General features: G+C 66.8%; 16 protein-coding genes. 5 read left to right on the forward strand and 11 right to left on the reverse strand.

Annotated elements, in window-relative coordinates; genetic code table 11:
- Positions 1-4 precede the first annotated feature (4 nt).
- Both ABIR17_RS03090 and ABIR17_RS03095 read right to left on the reverse strand, forming a co-directional pair.
- Positions 5-1,444 (reverse strand): helicase HerA-like domain-containing protein, encoded by a 1,440-nt coding sequence (locus ABIR17_RS03090; RefSeq protein ID WP_348002915.1) that lies wholly within the window; start codon positions 1,442-1,444, stop codon positions 5-7.
- Between the two features lie 74 nt (positions 1,445-1,518).
- Positions 1,519-2,568, reverse strand: a complete 1,050-nt coding sequence (locus ABIR17_RS03095) for a LacI family DNA-binding transcriptional regulator (protein ID WP_348002892.1) — start codon at positions 2,566-2,568, stop codon at positions 1,519-1,521.
- A gap of 117 nt (positions 2,569-2,685) precedes the next feature.
- Between ABIR17_RS03095 and xylA the strand changes: the two genes are divergently transcribed.
- Positions 2,686-3,876 carry a xylose isomerase gene (gene xylA / locus ABIR17_RS03100; protein WP_348002893.1) on the forward strand — a complete coding sequence of 397 codons (1,191 nt, stop codon included), beginning with the start codon at positions 2,686-2,688 and terminating at the stop codon, positions 3,874-3,876.
- A gap of 79 nt (positions 3,877-3,955) precedes the next feature.
- Positions 3,956-5,323 (forward strand): FGGY family carbohydrate kinase, encoded by a 1,368-nt coding sequence (locus tag ABIR17_RS03105; RefSeq protein ID WP_348002894.1) that lies wholly within the window; start codon positions 3,956-3,958, stop codon positions 5,321-5,323.
- A gap of 28 nt (positions 5,324-5,351) precedes the next feature.
- On the opposite strand, the gene ABIR17_RS03110 is transcribed toward ABIR17_RS03105, so the two are convergent.
- The 4 genes from ABIR17_RS03110 to ABIR17_RS03125 are packed head-to-tail and all read right to left on the reverse strand — an operon-like array spanning position 5,352 to position 10,840.
- A complete protein-coding gene (locus ABIR17_RS03110) occupies positions 5,352-7,688 on the reverse strand; it encodes a glycoside hydrolase family 3 N-terminal domain-containing protein (protein WP_348002895.1) in 2,337 nt (778 codons plus the stop codon).
- A gap of 4 nt (positions 7,689-7,692) precedes the next feature.
- On the reverse strand, positions 7,693-8,559 hold the full coding sequence (locus ABIR17_RS03115) for a carbohydrate ABC transporter permease (RefSeq protein WP_348002896.1): 867 nt from the start codon (positions 8,557-8,559) through the stop codon (positions 7,693-7,695).
- A 1-nt stretch (position 8,560) separates the two neighbouring features.
- Complete coding sequence (locus tag ABIR17_RS03120; RefSeq protein WP_348002897.1) at positions 8,561-9,529, reverse strand: sugar ABC transporter permease; 969 nt, start codon at positions 9,527-9,529, stop codon at positions 8,561-8,563.
- Positions 9,530-9,550: 21 nt separating this feature from the next.
- Positions 9,551-10,840: an extracellular solute-binding protein gene (locus ABIR17_RS03125; RefSeq protein ID WP_348002898.1), complete on the reverse strand. Its 1,290-nt coding sequence runs from the start codon at positions 10,838-10,840 to the stop codon at positions 9,551-9,553.
- Between the two features lie 117 nt (positions 10,841-10,957).
- On the opposite strand from ABIR17_RS03125, the gene ABIR17_RS03130 reads away from it, so the two are divergent.
- Positions 10,958-12,127, forward strand: coding sequence for an ROK family protein (locus ABIR17_RS03130; protein WP_348002899.1), 1,170 nt, complete (start codon positions 10,958-10,960; stop codon positions 12,125-12,127).
- Positions 12,128-12,220: 93 nt separating this feature from the next.
- On the opposite strand, the gene ABIR17_RS03135 is transcribed toward ABIR17_RS03130, so the two are convergent.
- Positions 12,221-13,492 carry a saccharopine dehydrogenase C-terminal domain-containing protein gene (locus ABIR17_RS03135; RefSeq protein WP_348002900.1) on the reverse strand — a complete coding sequence of 424 codons (1,272 nt, stop codon included), beginning with the start codon at positions 13,490-13,492 and terminating at the stop codon, positions 12,221-12,223.
- Positions 13,489-14,553, reverse strand: a complete 1,065-nt coding sequence (locus ABIR17_RS03140) for an aldo/keto reductase (RefSeq protein ID WP_348002901.1) — start codon at positions 14,551-14,553, stop codon at positions 13,489-13,491. Before ABIR17_RS03140 ends, ABIR17_RS03135 begins: the two co-directional genes overlap by 4 nt.
- Before the next feature lie 135 nt (positions 14,554-14,688).
- Between ABIR17_RS03140 and ABIR17_RS03145 the strand changes: the two genes are divergently transcribed.
- Positions 14,689-15,894 carry an ROK family transcriptional regulator gene (locus tag ABIR17_RS03145; RefSeq protein WP_348002902.1) on the forward strand — a complete coding sequence of 402 codons (1,206 nt, stop codon included), beginning with the start codon at positions 14,689-14,691 and terminating at the stop codon, positions 15,892-15,894.
- 21 nt (positions 15,895-15,915) lie between these two features.
- Here the strand turns inward: ABIR17_RS03145 and ABIR17_RS03150 are convergent, their stop codons facing one another.
- From ABIR17_RS03150 to ABIR17_RS03160, 3 genes are all read right to left on the reverse strand, one after another.
- A complete protein-coding gene (locus ABIR17_RS03150) occupies positions 15,916-16,917 on the reverse strand; it encodes a sugar phosphate isomerase/epimerase (RefSeq protein WP_348002903.1) in 1,002 nt (333 codons plus the stop codon).
- 35 nt (positions 16,918-16,952) lie between these two features.
- On the reverse strand, positions 16,953-18,110 hold the full coding sequence (locus ABIR17_RS03155; RefSeq protein WP_348002904.1) for a Gfo/Idh/MocA family oxidoreductase: 1,158 nt from the start codon (positions 18,108-18,110) through the stop codon (positions 16,953-16,955).
- An 85-nt stretch (positions 18,111-18,195) separates the two neighbouring features.
- Positions 18,196-19,233, reverse strand: a complete 1,038-nt coding sequence (locus ABIR17_RS03160) for a substrate-binding domain-containing protein (protein ID WP_348002905.1) — start codon at positions 19,231-19,233, stop codon at positions 18,196-18,198.
- A gap of 176 nt (positions 19,234-19,409) precedes the next feature.
- Between ABIR17_RS03160 and ABIR17_RS03165 the strand changes: the two genes are divergently transcribed.
- Positions 19,410-20,930 carry a sugar ABC transporter ATP-binding protein gene (locus tag ABIR17_RS03165; protein WP_348002906.1) on the forward strand — a complete coding sequence of 507 codons (1,521 nt, stop codon included), beginning with the start codon at positions 19,410-19,412 and terminating at the stop codon, positions 20,928-20,930.
- Positions 20,931-20,958: the final 28 nt, after the last annotated feature.

A 20,958-nucleotide genomic window follows, 5' to 3' on the forward strand; every position in this document is an offset into this window, starting at 1 on the left:
CCCGCTACCGAGCGCGGCCGAAGAGCTTGTCGACGATCAGGCGAACCAGCCGAACGCGCGGGGTGCCGGTGCGGCTGACCCGCTTGGTGGGCGTGGTCGACTGCGCGGACGGGTCTTTCGGCTGCGCGGCGGGGTCTTTCGGCTGCGCCGCTGGGGCGACTGCCGCCTTCGCGCGCTGGCCGAGTAGCTCGTGGGCCGACACCGTGTCGGCCGGCGTTCCGTAACGGGCCATCAGGGGCGAAGCGGCAACTGTCGCCATCATCTGCTCGGGCGGGGTGGGCGACATCGACCCCTGCGGTGCGCGCAGCCGCGTCCAGGCCACCGGTGACGGCGCGCCATCCTCGTTCATCACGGTGACGATCGCCTCGCCGGTCGCGAGCGACGTCAACACCTCACCGAGGTCGTAACCCGAGGTCGGATAGGTCGAGACTGTCGCCTTCAGCGCGCGGGCGTCATCCGGCGTGTGAGCTCGAAGCTGGTGCTGCACCCGGCTGCCGAGTTGCGCGAGCACGTCGCCCGGGACATCTTTCGGGGTCTGCGTGACAAAGAAGATGCCGACCCCCTTCGACCTGATCAGTCGCACGGTCTGGGTGACGACATCCAGAAAGTCCTGCGAAGCACCCTTGAACAGCAGATGTGCTTCGTCGAAGAAGAACACCAACTTCGGCCGCGGAAGGTCACCGGCTTCGGGCAGCACGGCGTACAGCTCGTGCAGCAGCCACATCAGGAAGGTCGAGAACAGGGCGGGCTTGTCGACGACGCTCGGCACTTCGAGCAGGCTCACGACACCCTTGCCCTCTGCCGTCGACTGCAGGAACTCGGCAACGTCAATCGCCGGATCGCCGAAGAAGACGTCAGCGCCCTGGTCAGAGAAGATGACCAGTTCCCGCAAAATGACGCCGGTCGTCGCCTTCGACAACCCGCCGAGGTCAGCGAGCTCGCCCTTGCCGGCGTCCGACACGAGGTACATCAGAACCGAACGCAGATCGGCCAGGTCGATCAGGGGCAGTTGAGCGTTCTTGGCGTAGTGGAACACCAGTCCCAGGCTCGATTCCTGAGTCGGGTTGAGGCCGAGCACCTTCGCGAGCAGCAGCGGACCGAAGCGTTCGACGCTGGCTCGAATCGGGATGCCGACGCCCAGCCCGCCGAGGCTGAAGTACTCGGTCGGTGACGCGACCCCCGTCCACTGCTGGCCGATCCCCTGGGTGCGAGCGAGCAGCTTGTCGCTCGAGATACCCGCTGACGCGATCCCCGAGAGGTCACCCTTAATGTCGGCGGCGAATACCGGAACCCCGGCCGCCGACAATTGCTCGGCCAGCACCTGCAGCGTCTTGGTCTTGCCGGTGCCGGTGGCTCCCGCGACGAGGCCGTGGCGATTCACCATCGAGATCGGGATGCGGATGGGCACGTCGGGCAGGGCCGACCCGTTGACGAGCGCTCCCATCTCGAGCGCGGGGGCGGCGAAGCCATACCCGGCCTTGATCGCGGCGACTTCCGCGGCGCTGAGCGGTGCGGCCTTCACTCGTCACTCCGGTCGGGCTTCGGCGGCGCCGTACTCTCGCGCACGACGAGGTTGGTCGCGAGGTCGAGGCGCGAGACGCTGTCGACACGGCCGTCGCGGATGCGCAACACGAGACGCGTCGCCTCCTCCGCCATCCGGCGCAGCGGCTGGTGCACCGTCGTCAGACGCGGACTCACCCAGGTGGCGAGCGGGATGTCGTCGTACCCGACGATCGAGACGTCGTCGGGTGCGTGCAAGCCCAGTTGCCGCATGGCCTCAAGCACCCCGAGAGCCTGCAGATCGCTCCCCGCGAAGATCGCCGTCGGGCGCACGGGGCGGTCAAGAAGCTGCTGCCCGTGCAACCGACCACCCGCAGTGTGGAAGTCACCGAAACGGATCCAGTCGGGATCGATCGTCAGCCCCGCCGCCGTCATCGCCGACCGGAATCCATCGATGCGCGCGTGCGAGCACATCATGTCGTCGGGCCCGGTGATCGCCGCGATCCGGGTGTGGCCGAGTTCGATCAGGTGCCGGGTCGCCATCAGCCCGCCCGACCAGTTCGCGGAACCGACCGATGGCACGTCAGGGGTCGGGTCGCCGGCCGGGTCGATGATCACGAACGGGATCGACCGAGCGCGCAGCACTTCGCGGTATTGCTCGGGGATGTCGGAGAACACCAGCACGACGCCGGCCGGTCGGCGCTGGAGCACACCGTCGATCCAGTCAGCCGCAGGCGCGTGCCGGGAGCCACTCTCGGTCAGCACGACGCTCATCCCGTTGGCGCGGGCGACATCCTCGACGCCGCGGATGATCTCCATCGACCAGGCAGCCTCAAGTTCGTGAAACACCAGCTCGATGAGCGGGTTCGGCGCACTGCCCGACTTCCGACGACGGTAACCGTGGTCGGCGAGGAGGGTCTCAACGCGACCGCGGGTAGACGCCGAGACATCTGAGCGCCCGTTGAGCACCTTCGAGATCGTGGACAGCGAAACCTGCGCCCGCTCGGCGATTTCCGCGAGCGTGACGCGTGAGGTCAGCTCGACATCCGTCGTCCCTGTATCCGACATCATCCAGCCTCCTCTCGGTTGTAACACCGAAACTATCGCTGCAAAGTGCTTTCACTGTACGCACACACGCGATATGTTGTATCCCGCAACATATCCTTTTGATCAATGGAGCTCGCCATGACAGTCACTCCCACGCCCGCCGACAAGTTCACCTTTGGCTTGTGGACGATCGGATACAACGGGACTGACCCGTTCGGCGGCCCCACTCGCAAGCCCCTCGATACCGTTCATGCGATCGAGAAGCTCTCTGAGCTCGGTGCGTACGGACTCACCTTCCACGACGATGACCTCTTCCCGTTCGGCTCCAGCGAGGCCGAGCGTGATCGCGAGATTGGCCGGCTGAAGGGGGCGATGGAGTCCACCGGAATGAAGGTTCCGATGGTGACGACGAACCTCTTCAGCTCGCCGGTCTTCAAAGACGGTGGCTTCACCTCGAACGACCGGGGTGTGCGCCGGTTCGCGCTGCGCAAGGTGTTCCGCCAGCTCGACCTCGCCGCTGAACTCGGCGCCGAGACTTTCGTCATGTGGGGCGGCCGCGAGGGCGCCGAGTACGACGCCGCGAAGGACATCCGCCAGGCGCTCGAGCGCTACCGCGAAGCGGTCAACCTGCTCGGCGACTATGTCACCGACAAGGGCTACGGCATCCGCTTCGCGATCGAGCCCAAGCCGAACGAGCCGCGCGGCGACATCCTGCTGCCGACCCTCGGTCACGCGATCGCCTTCATCGGGTCGCTTGCGCGTCCCGAGCTGGTCGGCCTGAACCCCGAGGTGGGGCACGAGCAGATGGCAGGCCTCAACTTCGCAGCCGGCATCGCCCAGGCGCTGTACCACGGCAAGCTCTTCCACATCGACCTCAACGGTCAGCGCGGCATCAAGTACGACCAGGACCTGGTCTTCGGCCACGGCGACCTGCACAACGCGTTTGCTCTCGTTGACCTGCTCGAAAATGGTGGCCCCAACGGCGGACCGACCTACGACGGCCCGCGTCACTTCGACTACAAGCCCTCGCGCACGGAAGACGAGAACGGCGTGTGGGACTCCGCAGCCGCGAACATGCGCACCTACCTGCTGCTCAAGGAACGTGCCGCCGCCTTCCGCGCCGACCCCGAGGTGCAGGCCGCGCTCGTCGCCGCCCGCGTGCCGGAGCTGTCGGTGCCGACCCTGTCGGAGGGCGAGAGCTACGACGACTTCCTCGCCGACCGCTCGGCGTACGAAGACTTCGACACTGACGCCTACCTCGGCGGCAAGGGCTTTGGCTTCGTGAAGCTGCAGCAGCTCGCGACCGAGCACCTCATGGGCGCCCGTTAACGATGGCTATCTGCCCAACTTTGGGGTCTCGCGCCACCCGCAGAGCCCCAAGTCGGGCAAATAACCGGAGTTCGAGCTGATGACGTTAGTCGTTGGGGTCGACTCCTCGACCCAGAGTTGCAAGGTCGTCGTCGTTGACGCCGCCACCGGGCTGCTGGTGCGCTCAGGGCGCGCCGCGCATCCCGAGGGCACCGAAGTCGACCCCGAAGCGTGGTGGGTCGCACTTCAAGAAGCGATCACGGCAGCCGGTGGGCTGGATGACGTGGCCGCGATTTCGGTCGGCGGCCAGCAGCACGGAATGGTCGTTCTCGATGCCGCGGGCGAGGTCATCCGCCCCGCGCTGCTCTGGAACGACACCCGCTCGGCGGATGCAGCTCGTCAGCTCGCCGACGAATTTCCGGACATCGTTGAACGCACCGGCTCGCGTCCGGTCGCGTCCTTCACCGCGACGAAGCTGCGCTGGTTGCGGGATGCCGAGCCCGGGAACGCTGCGCGGGTGGCAGCCGTCGCGCTTCCGCATGACTGGCTGACCTGGCGACTGCGTGGCTACGGGCCCGGACGTCCCGACCTCGCCGAGCTGACCACCGACCGATCGGATGCCAGCGGCACCAGCTACTGGAACCCGCACACCGGCGACTATGACCGCGAGATCCTCATCGCTGCGCTCGGCCACGACGCGATCCTGCCGCGTGTGCTCGGCCCGGGCGACTCTCCGGGCCTCACGGAGGGTGGCATCCCCCTGGGTGCCGGCGCCGGCGACAACGCCGCCGCGGCGCTGGGTCTTGGCGCGCGGGAAGGCGACGTCGTCGTCTCGATCGGCACCAGCGGCACCGTGTTCGCGGTGACCGGGTCACCCGCCGGGTCGACATCCGTCGCCGGATTCGCCGACGCGAGCGGGGTCTTCCTGCCCCTGGTGGCGACGCTCAACGCCGCGCGCGTGCTCGACTCGATCGCGGGGCTTCTCGCCGTCGACCACACCGAACTCGGAACTCTCGCGCTCTCGGCTCAGCCCGGTTCCGGTGGACTCGTGCTTCAGCCGTGGTTCGAAGGCGAACGCACTCCCGACCGGCCCGATGCCACGGCCACCCTGTTCGGCATGACCCTCGCGGCGACGACTCGCGCGGACCTCGCGCGGGCATCCATCGAGGGCCTCCTCTGCGGTCTCGCCGCGGGTCTCGCCGCCGTTCGGGATGTTGGGGTCATCGCCCAGCGCATCCTGCTGATCGGCGGTGCCGCCCAGAACCCCGCGGTGTCGGCGATCGCCGCGCAGGTGTTCGACGTGCCGGTCGCCGTGCCCGAACCCGGTGAGTACGTCGCGCGCGGCGCGGCCGTGCAGGCGGCCTGGGTGTTGACCGGGGAACGGCCCGAGTGGGTCGTTCCGCTGGCTGCCGAGCCGCAGAGCGATCACCGTCCCGAGATCCTCGCCCAGTACTCAGCCCGGCTCTAGGCGACCCTTCGCCCAACCGACGACGGCGCTATCGGCCGTCTGACCAGCTCGCGTGCAGCGCCCGATCGAACCCGACTCGTCGCACCGGGCCGGTCAACTCAACGTCAAGCCGCAACGGAATGTCGCCGCTCGAGCGGCCGAACCCGAACGACAGCGCACCGGGTTCGACAATCCGAGATCCGTCGACGCCGGTGAACGACGCCAGATCGGCCGGGATGTCGACCTTCAACTGAGCAGTCTCCCCCGGCGACAGCCATACCTTCCGGTACGAGATCAGTCGCTCGACGGGTCGAACGACCGAAGCGACCGGATCGTGCAGATAGACCTGCACAACCTCGGCTCCGGCGCGAATGCCCACATTGCGGATCGCGACCGAAAGCCGCACCACACCGTCGGTGCCGATCGAGGTCGACTCGGCCTCGGCATCCGTCCATTCAAAATCGGTGTACGACAAACCGAACCCGAACGGATAGGCGGCACTGGGGTCGATGTTCGACACCGAGTTCTTGCGTGCCAGAGGGGCCGCCAGGTAGGTCGAAGGCTGAGCACCCGAGGTGGCGGGAACGCTCACCGGAAGCCGACCGCTCGGGTTCACGCGACCGCTGAGCACGCCGGCGATGGCCGGGCCACCCTCTTCGCCGGGGAAAAAGGTCTGCACGATCGCGGCTGCTTCGCCGACGGCGTTTCCCAGAGCGTACGGCCGGCCCGAGAGCAGCACCACCACGACCGGGGTTCCCGCCGCCAACAGGGCGTCGAGCAACGCGGTCTGCGCGCCGGGGAGGTCGAGCAATTCAGCATCCGATCCCTCGCCGCTAGTGCCGCGGCCAAAGAGTCCCGCGCGGTCGCCCAGCGCCAGGACGACGACATCCGCCGCCTTCGCTGCCTCAATCGCCGCCGGGATGCCGTCGGTCTCGCCGCCGTCGACGGTGGTTCCTGGGGTCGACGTCACGGCCGAGCCAGGAAACTCGGCGGTGAGGGCATCGAGCAGGGTGGGGATCTCAATCCCGATCTCCCAATCCGGATGCTTCACCCCGACGTGCGACGGGAACGAATAGCCACCGAGCATCGCGTAGGGGTCATCGGCGGTTGGACCGATGACGGCGATCCGGGCGGGCGCCCCGAGCGGCAGCACGCCGTCATTGCGCAGCAAGATGATCCCCTGCTCGGCGATCTCTCGGGCGATCGCGCGGTTCACGGGCGGGTCAAGATCGATTGTGCCGCGCAGGGCTTCCAGATCATCAAGGTCGCGACCGGCTAGGGCAGGCGGAACGGCCGACCATTCCGGGTCGAGTAGCCCGAGTTCGCTCTTCTGGCGCAACACCCGGGTCAGGGCGAGGTCGATGACGGCTTCCTCGAGCACACCGCTGCGGATAGCCGCCAGGAGCGGTTCAGCGAACGTGTGCACGGTCGGCAGTTCGACGTCGATCCCGGCCCGCAGTGCGGCGGCGGCGGCGTCTCCCAAGTCGGCCGCCGTGCCGTGCAGGGTGTGCAGGAAGGCGATCGCGAAATAGTCCGACACGACGGTGCCGTCGAATCCCCACTCGTCCCGCAGCAACACGGTGAGCAGCGAGCGGTCAGCCGCGGTCGGGATGCCGTCCAGGTCGGTGTACGAGTTCATCAGCGACCGCGGGTGGCCGTCGCGCAGCACCATCTCGAACGGCGGCAGCAGCACGTCGGCCAGCTCGCGGCGCCCGATCGACACCGGGGCGAGATTGCGGCCCGCGCGTGAGGCCGAGTAGCCCACGAAGTGCTTGAGCGTCGCGACGACTCCGGCCGCCTCGATGCCGCGCACGTAGGCCGCGCCGATCGTGCCGACCAGATAGGGGTCCTCGCCGATCGACTCCTCGACGCGACCCCAGCGTGCGTCGCGCACGACATCCAGCACGGGAGCGAGACCCTGGTGAACGCCGACCGACGCCATGTCTTCGCCGATGCGGCGCGCCATCCGCTCAATCAGTTGCGGGTTGAACGAGGCACCCCACGACACCGGCACCGGGTACGCGGTGGCACCCCAGGCGGCGAAGCCGGCGAGGCACTCCTCGTGGGCGACCGCCGGGATGCCGTGAGCGCTCTCGGCAACGATCCGGCGCTGCAGGCGCAGCAACGACACCGCACCGAGCGCCGGATCGACGGGGGCGGTGCCGAACGGGCGGGTGATCTGCCCCAGGCCGAGCGGCAGCAGTTCGTTCAGGTCGACGACAGCCGAGAAGTCGTGCTGGTGGGGTGCGACCTCACCGCCGTCCGCGCCGGCCCCGACCCAGATGCCGTACAGCTGGGCGATCTTCTCCTCAAGCGTGAGCTGGGCAATCAACGCCGCAACGTCATCCGTTGGGGTAGCGGCTTCTGCCGGCTTTTCCATCGTCATCGAATCAGCCCTTGACCGCGCCCGTGAGACCGCCGACGATACGTCGCTCGGCGAGGGTGAAAAAGAGGATCGCCGGAAGCATCGACAGGGAGGTATAGGCGAGAACCGCGCCGGTATCGCTCGAGTATTGTGCCGAGAACTGCTGCACGCCGAGAGGCAACGTCCAGAGGTCTTGCGGCATCCCGCCCGCGCCCAAGATGAGCAACGGAAGCAAATACGCGTTCCAGCTGGCGATGAAGGCCAGAACCCCGACCGTCACCAGTCCGGGAACGGCGAGCGGCAGGGCAATGCGCCAGAAGAACCCGAGTCGACTCGCGCCGTCGATCGAGGCAGCTTCTTCGAGTTCGGCCGGGATCGCACGCAGGAACGGCACGAGGATGATGATCGTCGTTGGCAGCGCGAAACCGATCTGCGGGATGATGAGGCCCAAGAATGATCCATTCAGGTGGAGGGTTCGCAACATGATGCTGAGCGGCAGTGCGGCGACGGTGACCGGGAACATCAGCCCAGCTGCGAAGAGCCCGTAGAGCCAGTTGCGACCGCGAAACTCGTAGCGCGCGATCGCGAACGCGGCCATGACTCCGAACACGACGACGCCGAGCGTCGTTCCGACCCCCACCAAGGTGGATGAGAACACCGATCCCCAGAAGCGCTGCGACGTCAGAACTCGCGCGTAGTTCTCGATCGTCCACGGGTTGGGCCAGCCGCCGGGTGCCGCGTTCAGGTCGGCCGTCGACCGGAATCCGCTGATCCAGACGTACGCGACGGGAGCGATCGCAATCCCGGCGGCCACGAGGGCCACGAGGTAGACCCAGGGCTGGGCCCAGTTGAACCGCTTGCGCCGCGCGGGCGCGAGGTCGAGCGTCGTCATGTCAGCGAACCCCACTCGTGGTCATGGCGCCGGCGAGATCTCGGCGCAGCGCGATGCGTTGGTAGACGAGCGCAATCGCCAGGGAAATGACGAACAGGATCACGGCGACAGCGCTCCCGTAGCCCGGTGCTCCCTGACCGTTTAGCAGCATGTAGACGGCCATCGTGTTGGTCGCCCCCACGGGTCCGCCCTTCGTGGTCACCCACACCATGTCGAAGAGCTGGAGCGAGCCGATGATCGAGAGGAACGCCCAAATGCGAATCGTCGGCCCGAGCAGCGGGAGCGTGATGCGCCGCTGGATCTGCCACCAACTTGCACCGTCGATCGACGCCGCCTCGTTGAGTTCCGGGGGCACCCCTTGGAGCCCCGCCAGCATGAGCAGGACGGCGAACCCGAGGTACTTCCAGGTGAGGATCACGAACATCACGCCGAGAGCGATCTGGGGATTCGCCAACCACGGTTGTGCGAGATCGCCGAGGCCGATCGAGTCCAGCAGCGCGTTGATGCCGCCACGCGGGGAGAGGATGAGCTTGAAGGCGAGGCCGGCGATGACCTCAGCCAGCACGTAGGGCACGAAGATCAGCGCACGGAACACGGCGCGGCCGCGCAGCTTGCGGTTGAGCAGGAGAGCGATACCGATCGCGAGCGGTCCCTGGATCAGCATCGACAGGCCGACGATCGTGAAGTTGTTCGCAATCGCGTGCTGGAAGACCGGATCCCCGAGGGCTCGCAGGTAGTTGGTGAAGCCGATGAAACGCACCAGCGGCCCGAGACCGTTCCAGTTGAAGAGGCTGTAGTACGCGGCCAAGACAACCGGGAGGATCACAAAGGCGAGGAACACGAGCGCGGCGGGACCGATCAGCAGACCGAGCTCGAGGCGCGTGCGGAATTCACGCGATCGACGCGTGCGAACGGATGCGGGGGCAGGGCCCGCCGTGACGGCGGGCCCTGCCTCAGTGTGAATCGTCATATCGATGAGGAGCGAAGTCGGCTACTGAGCCGCCGCGGTGTCCTTCAGGGCTTTGACGACATCCGCAGGGGTACCGGTCCCGGCGAAGATGTTAACGATTGCCTGGTTCAGCGGGTTGCCGAATGCCGGGCCGAGGGCGCTGTCCAGCCAGAGCTGCACGTACGACGAACCGGCGAGACCCGAGGCGATCGCCTTGAGGTTCGGATCGGTCAGCGCAGCGGCCGCGTTCGGGTTGGCGGGGATGCCCGACCCGATTGCAGCGAAACGACTCTGCACATCGTCGCTCTCGAGGTACTTGAGCAGTTCGACTGTCTCCTTCGGAGCGTTAGCGCTGATGCCCCAGCCGTCGCCACCACCCATCGTGATGGTCGGGTCGCCCGCCGAGCCAGGAACGCTCGGGAACGGGAACCAGCCCAGCCACGACGGCACCTTGCCGTCGGCGGTCAGGCCACCGATCGTGCCCGAATCCCACGGACCCATGAACTCCATCGCGGCGTTGCCGTTGGCTACCAGACCGGCCGAGCTGTCAGCACCGGTTTGAGCCGGAGTGGCCAGGAAGCCGTCGTTGAACGGCTTCGTTGCCAGGAAGTCCTGGAGCGTCTGACCAGCTTCGAGCCAGCACGGGTCGTCGAAGTTCAGGGCCGGGATTGCCGTCTGCAGCGTCGCGGTTGAGCACGCGTTCAGGGCGAACTGGTACCACCAGTGACCGGCGGGCCACAGGTCGCCGGCACCGACGGAGATCGGAGCCACGTTGATCGCCTTGATCTTGGCAACATCGGCCTCGAGCTCAGGCAGCGTCTTGGGCGTACCCGAGATCCCCGCCTGCTGGAAGAGATCTTTGTTGTACCAGATTCCCGTGATGCCGAACGAGAACGGCAGCGCGTACTGCTTGCCGTCAACTTCCCACGGCTTCACGACTCCACCGAGCTGGCTGATCGTGTCGCTGGCCACATCGGTGAGATCCATCAGATAGCCAGCCTCGGCCTGCGAGCGGACCTCGCCACCCGGCCACACCATGAAGAGATCGGGGGCGTCGCCGGACTGGAGAGCGTTGGGGATCAGGGTGCGCTGCAGGTCTTCGTTCTGGTAGCCGGTCTGCTCGACTGTGACACCGGGGTGCGCTGCCTCGAACTCCGCGGCAACGTCAGCCCAGAGGCTTGACAGGGGAGCAGTGGTGGCGTTGTGCCACCAGGTGATGGTGACTTTTGCGTCGCCTCCCGCGGCCCCGCCGGAACATCCGGCCAGACCGAGGAACACGACCGTCGAAGCTGCGACAAGGGCGCCCAGCCTCTTGGTGCGGTTCTTGTTCATCTTTGAACGCCTTTCGAAAGTTTCGGACTTTATGCCGAAAGTGATTGGTGGCCCGATCTTTGCACGGCACGCCATTTGTAGTCAAGGACAACAAATACCCGCCGATAAAGTAGGCGCATGCCAGCGCCGGACCACGTTGAGGGTGTCCGCCGCCGCAACCTGGCGACAGTCCTCGACCTCGTGCACCACCGCCGCGTCAGTTCGCGGGCCGACGTCACAGCGCTCACGGGCCTCAATCGCTCGACCGTCGCCGCGCTCGTCGCCGAGCTTGTCGCGCTCGGCCTCCTCGAGGAAGGCGACCCGGTCGCCAGTAGCCGGGTGGGTCGCCCGTCTCCCGTCGTTCACCCCGACCCGCGCCCGGTAGTCATCGCCGTAAACCCAGAAGTGGATGCCGTCACGGCCGCGGTGGTCGGGCTGGGGGCGCGGGTCGAACGCCGGGTACGCCGACCCGTGGATGCCGTTCCCACTCCCGAGGACGCTGTCGCGATCATCGCCGACGTGGTGCGCGAACTCGTAGCGGCATCCCCTCGAAATCGCCGCGTCGCGGCCATCGGCCTCGCGATCCCCGGGCTCGTGCGCGCCAGCGACAGGCTCGTCCGCTGGGCTTCGCACCTGGGTTGGCGCGAAGTGCCGTTCGCCGCGATGGTTGAGGACGCGGTCGGGCTGCCCGTCGTGGCCGACAACGACGCGAGCCTCGGCGCTCTCGCCGAGCACCTGTTCGGCGCCGGGCGCGGCGTCGACGACCTGATCTACCTCAACGGCGGAGCCAGCGGCATCGGCGGGGGCGCCATCGTGCGCGGCTCCCTGCTCACCGGCCGCGGCGGATACGCGGGAGAGTTCGGGCAAAACCGACCCGGCGTCGACGATCCCCACAATCGAGTGACCTCCCGCGGCACGCTGGAGGACGAGGTCAGTCGCGCCCGGGTCCTCGACCTTCTGGGGCTGGAGTCCGCCGATGAACCCCAGCTCGCTGCCGCGATCGAAACCTCCGCCTCTCCTGCCGTTCGCGTCGAGATGCGGCGTCAGCAGGGCATCCTGGCCGCCGCCCTGGGCAACGCCGTCAACGTCTTCAATCCCGAGTTGGTCGTCCTCGGCGGCTACCTCGCGACGCACCTGGCCTGGGATCCACCGAGTCTCGAGGACGCCGTCCGCGACACGACGGTTCCCGCCGCCTGGGAAGGAACGTCAATCGTGCCCGCCGCACTCGGCGAAGACCGGCTGCTGATTGGGGCGGCAGAACTCGCGTTCCGCCCGCTGCTGCGCGATCCCGGGAAGTGGAACCCCTGAACCCTCCTCCGCTTGGCTCCAGCCATGCGCGGTCGGACCCACGTCGATTTGGGTCCACTCGCGCATGGCTGGAGCCAAGCGGAGGGGTGAGAGTCAGGCCAGGCGGTCTTCCATCCCCCACTGCTGGCCGTAGCCGCCGTCGGTGATCGGTCTCTTCATCAACTCCAGGAACGGCGACGCGGGGAATGCCTCGGGGCCGAGCACGCCGAGCCCGCTCCAGACACCGGTCGAGAGCAGTTCGAGCGCGATGACGGGGTTGAGGGCCGTCTGCCACACGACGCACTGGCTGTCGTATTCGGCCATCGTCCACTCGTTGTCGCTCACGTGGTACAGGTAGACCTCGCGCGGCGTGCCGTCTTTGCCGGTTCCCGTGACCCACACTCCGGCACAGGTCTTACCCGTCATCTTCGGGCCGATCGTCGCAGGATCGGGCAGTGCCGCGGCGACAACGTCGCGCGGCGCAACCTCGACCGGGCCGTTGGCGCTGCGCACTCGGATCGGCGTGACGGCGTCGAGGTGCAGCTTGTGCAGCGTCTTCAGAACGCCGATGAACTCATCCCCGAGCCCGTACTTGAATGTGACGCGCTTGGCATCCACCCAACGCGGCATCAACAGCACCTCCTCGTGCTCGACGTTGACGCACTCGACAGGTCCGATGCCGTCCGGGAACACGAAGACCTCGGGTTCCGAGAACGGCGGGGTCGTGAACCAACCCTTGTCTTTCTCCCAGATCACCGGCGGGTTGAGGCATTCTTCGATCGTCGTCCAGATGCTGAACGACGGCGCGAAGATCTCGTCGCCATTCTCATCGCGCACCACGAGGTTCGCCCCGTCGCGCACACCCAGTTCGTCGATCTCGCCGAACAACTCGTCGGCCGCGTAGCGCGCGAAGACGTCGGACAGCCCCGGTTCGACGCCGATGCCGACGAGCGCGAGACGCCCGGCCTGCTCCCAGTCGCCCGCCTGCTCGAACTGGTCGTCGCCCAGTTTCACGCCGGTCTCGGAGTACGGATTGTCGGGATGCGGCTCCGACAGACTCATCGCCATATCGAGGTAGTTCGCTTCGGCGGCGAGCGCCCCGGCGAAAATCGTCGGGACGAACTTCGGCTCGACGGCGTTCATCACGTGAGTCGCGCCGTGTTCGCGGGCAACCGCGGCCACCGACTCGGGGTCGGAGGCGTCGATCTTGGACGCCAGGAACCGGCCCCCCTGGTCGCCGTGCTTCGCCGTGATCCACGCGATCGTGCGCTCGGCGCGCGAAATGTCGTAGTCGCTGACGACCATGAGTTCAAAGAAGTCGCGGCGGGCGGCGATCTTCGCGATCGCGTCACCCACCCCGCCGGCACCGACGAGCAGGATTCTCATGTGGTCGCGGCCGCGCGGTGACGCCCGAGCAGGGATAGGTCGGCATGCCCCAACCGCTCGCCGGCTGAGGCCACCTGGTGCCAGTACGGGTAGAGCAGAGTCGGCCGGCTGACCTCTTCGAGACGCGTGGTCTCTTCGGGCGTCAGCACCAGGTCGGCGGCGGCGAGGTTGTCTGCGAGCTGTTCCGAGGTGCGGGCGCCGATCACGACGGTCGAGATTCCAGGGCGGGCGAGGGTCCAGGAGAGCGCAACCTGCGCGGCCGAAACCCCGCGGTCGTCGGCAATCGCGACCAGCGCATCCACGATGTTGTAGAGGTGGTTCTCATCGGGGACCGGAGGTTCGTTCCAATCGGTGAGCAGGCGCGACCCGGCGGGCGCATCAACGCCGCGACGGTATTTGCCCGACAACAGCCCACCCGCGAGGGGCGACCAGACCAGGATGCCGACGCCCTGATCGAGGGCGAGCGGCACCAACTCATATTCGGCCTCGCGAGCGTGCAACGAGTAGTGGATCTGCTGGCTGACGATCGGCGCGAATCCCCGCTTGTCGGCAACGCCGATCGCCTTCATCACGTGCCAGGCGGAGTAGTTCGACACCCCGACGTAGCGCACCTTGCCCTGGTCAACGAGGTGCGTGAGTGCCGCAAGGGTTTCTTCGAGCGGAGTCTGTCCGTCCCATTCGTGCACCTGGTAGAGGTCGATGTACTCGGTGCCGAGGCGCTTCAGGCTGGCTTCAGCGGCGCGAATCAGGTGGTGCCGCGACAGACCCTCGCCGTTGGGGCCTTCGCCCATGCGGAACCTCGCCTTGGTGGCGATCAACAGATCGTCGCGACGGCCCTTCACGATCTCGCCGACGATCTCTTCGGACTGACCCGCTGAGTACACGTCGGCCGTGTCGATCAGATTCACCCCCGCCGCGATGGCCTGGTCGACTTGCTTGCGCGCCGTCGTCGTGTCGGTCGTGCCGACGAACGCGAATTTGCCGGAGCCGCCGAACGTCATCGTTCCGAGCGACAGTGCCGAGACCTTAAGCCCGCTTTTACCGAGATTCCTGTATTCCATACCCCGATTTAACACCCCAACGGGCGGGAGGGGTCCGCCGAGACGGCTACCCTTGCCCCGAGCGCGACCACACGGCGCGGATGCGGTCGTCGCGACCGGGCCTTACTTAGGTCGGCGGTGTGGTTGGATGAGCCGATGATCGACATAAGTGACGCGTCGCACTCGAACCCGCTGGGCTTTTCCGGCACGCGGGACATGTTGCAGATCCTGCGCGACGGTCGACCACGCACGCGCACCGAACTCGCCGCCATCACCGGGCTCGCCCGATCCACCGTGGGTTTGCGCGTCGACGCTCTGGTTCGACTGGGTCTGGTTGGCGCTGTCAGTGACGCTGTTTCTACGGGCGGGCGTCCGTCATCCCAGATCGCTCTGGCGGCGAGCGGGCGAACCGTCCTCGGGGTCGACATCGGTGCTTCCCACATTCGGGTCGCCCTCACCGACCTCACCGGCCGAATCGTGGATGAAGGCGGCGAAGCGATCGCGGTTTCCGAAGGGCCGATCCCGGTGCTGACCCGCGTCGCCGACCTCGGGAAGGCGCTGCTCGAGCGTTCCGGCCGTTCTGCTGACGACCTGCTCGCGATCGGAGTCGGCGTGCCCGGTCCGGTCGAACACAGCACCGGACGACCCACCAACCCGCCGATCATGCCCGGTTGGGACCGCTTCGACGTCCCTGGCTGGCTCGGCGAGATCTTCGGGGTACCGGTGCTGGTCGACAACGACGTCAACATCATGGCTCTCGGCGAACGCGAACTGGCCTGGCCGGGTGTCGATGACCTCATCTTCGTCAAAGTGGCCACCGGCATCGGCTCGGGCGTTATTTCGGGCGGGCTACTGCAGCGCGGCGACCGGGGCACGGCGGGCGACATCGGGCACGTCTACGTCGCCCGAGGCGCCGACGTGCTGTGCCGGTGCGGAAACCGAGGCTGCCTTGAGGCGATCGCCTCGGGATCAGCTCTCGCGCGCATCCTCGGTGAATCAGGTCTGGCCACGGCGACCGGTCAAGACGTCGTCGAGCTCGTCAAACGCGGCAACGTCGACGCCATCCAGGCGGTGCGCCAGGCCGGTCGCGACATCGGCGAGGCCCTCACCATCTGCGTGAGCCTGATCAATCCCGCCGTCATTGTGATCGGCGGCTCGCTTGCGCAGGCCGGCGAACACCTCATCGCGGGTGCCCGCGAGATCGTCTACACCCGCTCCATGCCGATCGCGACCGAGCACCTGCAGATCACGCAGTCCAAGGCGGGGCCGGATGCCGCCATCCTGGGTGCGAGCATGCTCGCGATCCACCACGCCCTGTCACCGGAACGGGTAGAGGCGATGGTCACCGCCTCTACCCGTTGAAACCCCGAAGTTCGGGCGCGCCTACTTCGCGCTGAACGCCGCGTCGAACGCGGCATCCGGAGCGTCGAAAGCGAGCTTGCGCACGAACTCGAGGGCCTCGGGGGCGCCGAGGAGGCGATCCATCCCGGCGTCCTCCCACTCAACCGAAATCGGACCGGTGTAGCCGATCGAGTTCAGTGCACGGAAAGCGTCCTCCCACGGAACGTCGCCGTGCCCGGTCGAGATAAAGTCCCAGCCGCGCTTCGGGTCCGCCCAGGCGAGGTGCGAGCCGAGGCGACCGTTGCGACCGTTCGTCATGCGCTTGCGGGTGTCCTTGCAGTCGACGTGGTAAATCCGATCCGCGAAGTCGAGCAGGAACCCGACCGAGTCGAGGTCTTGCCACACCATGTGGCTGGGGTCCCAGTTGAGGCCGAAAGCCGGACGATGGCCGATCGCCTCGAGGGTACGCACCGTTGTCCAGTAGTCGTACGCGATCTCGCTCGGGTGCACCTCGTGCGCGAACCGCACGCCGACCTCGTCGTAGACATCGAGGATGGGGTTCCACCGATCGGCGAAATCTTGGTAGCCGGCGTCGATGGTGGCCTGCGAGACCGGCGGGAACATCGCGACGTACTTCCAGATCGACGAGCCGGTGAAGCCGATGACGGTGTCGACGCCGAGCTTCGCGGCGAGCCGTGCCGTGTGCTTCATCTCTTCGGCCGCACGCTGCCGCACGCCCTCCGGGTCGCCGTCGCCCCAGACGTTGTCCGAGACGATGTCGCGGTGCCGTTGGTCAATCGGGTCGTCGCAGACCGCCTGGCCCTTGAGGTGATTCGAGATTGCGAACACCTTCAGGTTGTACGTGGCCAGCAGCTCGAGTTTGCCTTCGGCGTAGCCCGGCTCATCCCAGCGCCACGGGTCGAGGTGGTCGCCCCAGCAGGCGAGCTCGAGTCCGTCGTAGCCCCATCCGGAAGCCAGCTTCGCCACTTCTTCGAGCGGCAGATCGGCCCACTGGCCGGTGAACAGCGTGATCGGTCGGCCCATGGTCGCTCCTTCGCGGGGTTTGGTTGGGATTGAGACTAGACGGCAGTCCAGGCGCTGCCGGCGGCGGAACTGGTTTCGACCGCCTCGAGCACGCGCTGAACCTGAAGTCCGTCGGCGAAGCTCGGCGTCGGCTGGATGCCGGCGCTGATCGCTTCGACGAAGTCTTTGACCTGGTGGGAGAAGCCGTGCTCGTAGCCGAGCATGTGACCGGCCGGCCACCAGGCCGGGATGTACGGGTGAACCGGCTCGGTAACCAGAATCTTGGTGAACCCGCGTTCCGAATCGCGCGCTGTGCCGTCGTAGAAAAGCAGCGAGTTGAGGTCTTCAAGATCGAACGAGATCGCGCCCTCGGTGCCGGAGACTTCGAGACGCAGCGCGTTCTTGCGGCCGGTGGCGAACCGAGTCGCCTCGAAGGTTCCCAGAACTCCCGAGTCGTAGCGGCCCACGATGTGGGCGACGTCATCCACAGTGACCGTGCCCATCTCGCTGCCGCCTGTGCCGCCGAGGCCTGCCGAGGTCTCCTGTATGGGGCGCTCGGTGATGATGGTTTGAAGGGTGCCCGACACACTGGTGAGGTTCATCCCGGTCACGAACTGGGAGAGGTCGATCGCGTGAGCGCCAATGTCGCCGAGGGCGCCGGATCCGGCGATCTCTTTCTGCAGACGCCAGGTCAGCGGCATCGCGGGATCGTTGAGCCAATCCTGCAGGTACGAGGCCCGCACCTGGGTGACGCGGCCGATTCGTCCGGCGGCCACCATGTCGCGTGCGAGGGCTGCGGCCGGTACCCGGCGGTAGGTGAAACCCGTCATGGCGAGAGCGCCACCCGGCGCATTCGCCGCGGCCTCGGTCATCGCTTCGGCTTCGGCGACGGTGTTGGCGAGAGGCTTCTCGCACAGCACGTGCTTGCCGGCGGCGAGCGCCGCGATGGCAATCTCCGCGTGAGAATCACCGGGGGTCACGATGTCGACGACGTCGATGTCGTCGCGAGTGACAACGGTGCGCCAGTCGGACGCTGACTCGTGCCATCCCCAACGGGCGGCATCGACTCCGGTGCTCTCGGCGTTACGCCCGACCACAACGGTCATCTCGGGCTCTGCCGGGAGGTCAAAGAAGTGGGGGGCGACGCGCCAGCCCTGGGAGTGTGCTGCCCCCATAAAGCCGTGACCGATCATCGCGATGCGCAGAGGCGCCATGAAGCTTTTTCCCGTCTGTGGAGAGAGCGGGGCGCGCTATCAACGCGCCCCGCTCTATTCGGTGGTACCGCCTGTGGATCCGGGTCTAGGACTCGAACGCCGTGGGCAGGTACTTCGCCACGTTGTCCTTCGTCACCACGGGGGCGTTGAGCACGATGCGGTTAGGCACCTCGACCTCGACCAGGTCGCCCAAGGACTTGCCCTGAACGAGCAGGCGAGCCAGACGGATGCCGTCAGCTGCCTGGGTCGACGGGTAGATGACGGTCGCCTGGAGCGAGCTGTCACCAGCCTGGATGTGCCGCATGGCGTTCGCCGAACCGGCGCCGCCGACCATGAAGAACTCGCTGCGTCCTGCAGCTTCGATGGCGGCGAGAACGCCGACACCCTGGTCGTCATCGTGGTTCCAGATCGCGTCGATGTGCGGAGCGGCAGCGAGCAACTGTGACGTCACCGCTTCACCACCCTGAACCGTGAAGTCGGCAGCCACGCGGTTGGTGACCTTCAACCCACAGTCATCGAGTGCATCCGCAAAGCCGCGCGAGCGGTCCTGCGTCAGCGGAAGCGAATCGATACCGGCAATCTCTGCGATCACCGAGTCCGGCTTGCCGCCGAGCTGGCCGCAGATGTAGGTGCCGGCGCTGACACCCATGCCGTAGTTGTCACCGAGGATGGTGACGCGAGCGGCGAAGGTGCTCGAGAACTCGCGGTCGACGTTGATGACCGGGATGCCAGCCTCCATCGCCTTGATCGCGACTGCGGTCAGTGCGGCGCCATCGGTCGGCAGCAGCACGATCGCGTCGACCTTGTCGTTGATGAACGTTTCGACCTGGCTGATCTGAAGGTTGGCGTCGTTCGTGCCTTCCGCGACGACCAGGTTGATGTCCGGGTACTTCTTCGCTTCCGCAATGGCGGCCGAGTTGATGGCGCCGAGCCAGCCGTGGTCGGCCGCGGGTCCAGAGAAGCCGATGGTGATGGTGGTACCTGCATCGTCGTTACCGGTGTTGTTGGTTGGGCCGGTGTTTGCGCCGCCTCCACCCGTTGTGCATCCGGCAACTACGCCGGCCAGCAGCAGGGCGCCGGCAGCGGCGAGAAGTTGCCGACGTCGCGTCGTTGCTCCGAGCATGTGCTTCCTCCTAGGTCAATGATTCGCAAGGTTTGCCAACCGGACGGCCCACAGGGGGGACCCCAGAGAAGGGAGCTGTCGCCGTTGACTTTGGTCACGGTAGCAGAAGTCGACGGTTGTCGGTCAACTTATGTTTAGTCATCGTCATAAGTGCGTCAATCTGTTATGTTCTCGGCATGGTCAATGGCGACACCGGGACGTCGCTCCTGTCGATGCGCGGCATAGTGAAGGGCTTTTCCGGCGTAGCCGCCCTGAAAGGCGTCGATCTCGACGTGCGCGCGGGCGAGGTGCACTGCGTTCTCGGTCAGAACGGCGCAGGTAAATCCACCCTGATCAAGATCCTTTCGGGGGCCTACCAGCCCGACGCTGGCGAGATCCTCTGGAATGGCGAACCCGTCATCATCTCCAGTCCCTTTGCGGCCATCGGCTTGGGCATCGCGACGATGTACCAAGAGCTGGATGTCGTCAACGGCCTCACGATCGCCGAAAATATCTTTCTCGGCCACGAGACGGCGACGATGGGAGTGCTCAACCGGCGCCGCGCGACGCGCGAGACACGCGAGCTGCTCACCCGACTCGGCCACGGCGACCTCTCCCCGAACCGCGAGGTCGGCACGCTCTCGGCCGCGGGCAAGCAGATCGTGAGCATGGCACGCGCCCTCTCCCACGACACCCGACTGATTGTGATGGACGAGCCGAGCGCCGTGCTCGACGCCGAAGAGGTGCGCAACCTGTTTCGCGTCGTCCACGAGTTGACCGCCCAGGGCATCGCCGTGATCTACATCTCGCACCGGCTGGAAGAGATTCGACAGATCGGCGACCGCATCACGGTGCTTAAGGACGGCATGAGCGTCGCGAGCGACCTTGAGGTCGCCAGTACCCCGACTCCGGAGCTCATCCATCTGATGACGGGCCGCACGCTTGAGCACGCCTTTCCGCCGCGCCCGGGTGTTGCGGCCGATGCGCCGGTCGTGCTCGATGTCGAGGGACTCTCGCTGCGCGCGACCTTCGCCGACGTCTCTTTCCAGGTTCGTGCTGGCGAGGTCGTCGGGTTGGCCGGCCTCGTTGGCTCCGGCCGATCCGAAATCCTCGAAGCCATCTACGGAGCACGCAAACCAACCGCGGGCACGGTACGCCTCGGTGACCGCCTGCTCAAGCCAGGCTCGGTTCGGGATGCCGTGTCGGCCGGAATCGGTCTGTCGCCCGAAGAGCGCAAGAGTCAGGGCCTGCTGCTCGAAGAACCGCTGTACCGCAACGTCACGCTGTCGACAATCGCGCGGTTCGCGCGGCTCGGCGTACTCGACGAGCGCCGAGAACGCCGCGCTACAGCGGAGCAGCTCGATGCGCTCGAGGTGCGTCCCAGCAATCCTGACCGTCTTGCCGGCACCCTGTCCGGCGGTAACCAGCAGAAGATCATGCTCGCCCGGTGGCTGGTGCACGGCACCAAGGTCCTGCTGCTCGACGAGCCGACCCGTGGCGTCGACGTCGGTGCGCGCGCCGAGATCTACGCCCTCATTCGCCGCCTTGCCGAGGCAGGCACAGCCCTCGTCGTCGTGTCGAGCGAGATCGAGGAGGTGCTCGGCCTCGCCGATCGCGTGCTCGTCATCTCGGACGGTCGCGTCATCGAAACGACCGACGCGAGCGCCATCGACGAGCACGGCGTACTCGACCTCGTTATGAAAGGAACCGCCGCGTGAGCGAGCCGACCCCCATCCCCGTCGCCGA

The sequence above is a fragment of the Pseudolysinimonas sp. genome (genome assembly GCF_039912695.1).
Classification (GTDB): Bacteria; Actinomycetota; Actinomycetes; order Actinomycetales; family Microbacteriaceae; genus Pseudolysinimonas_A.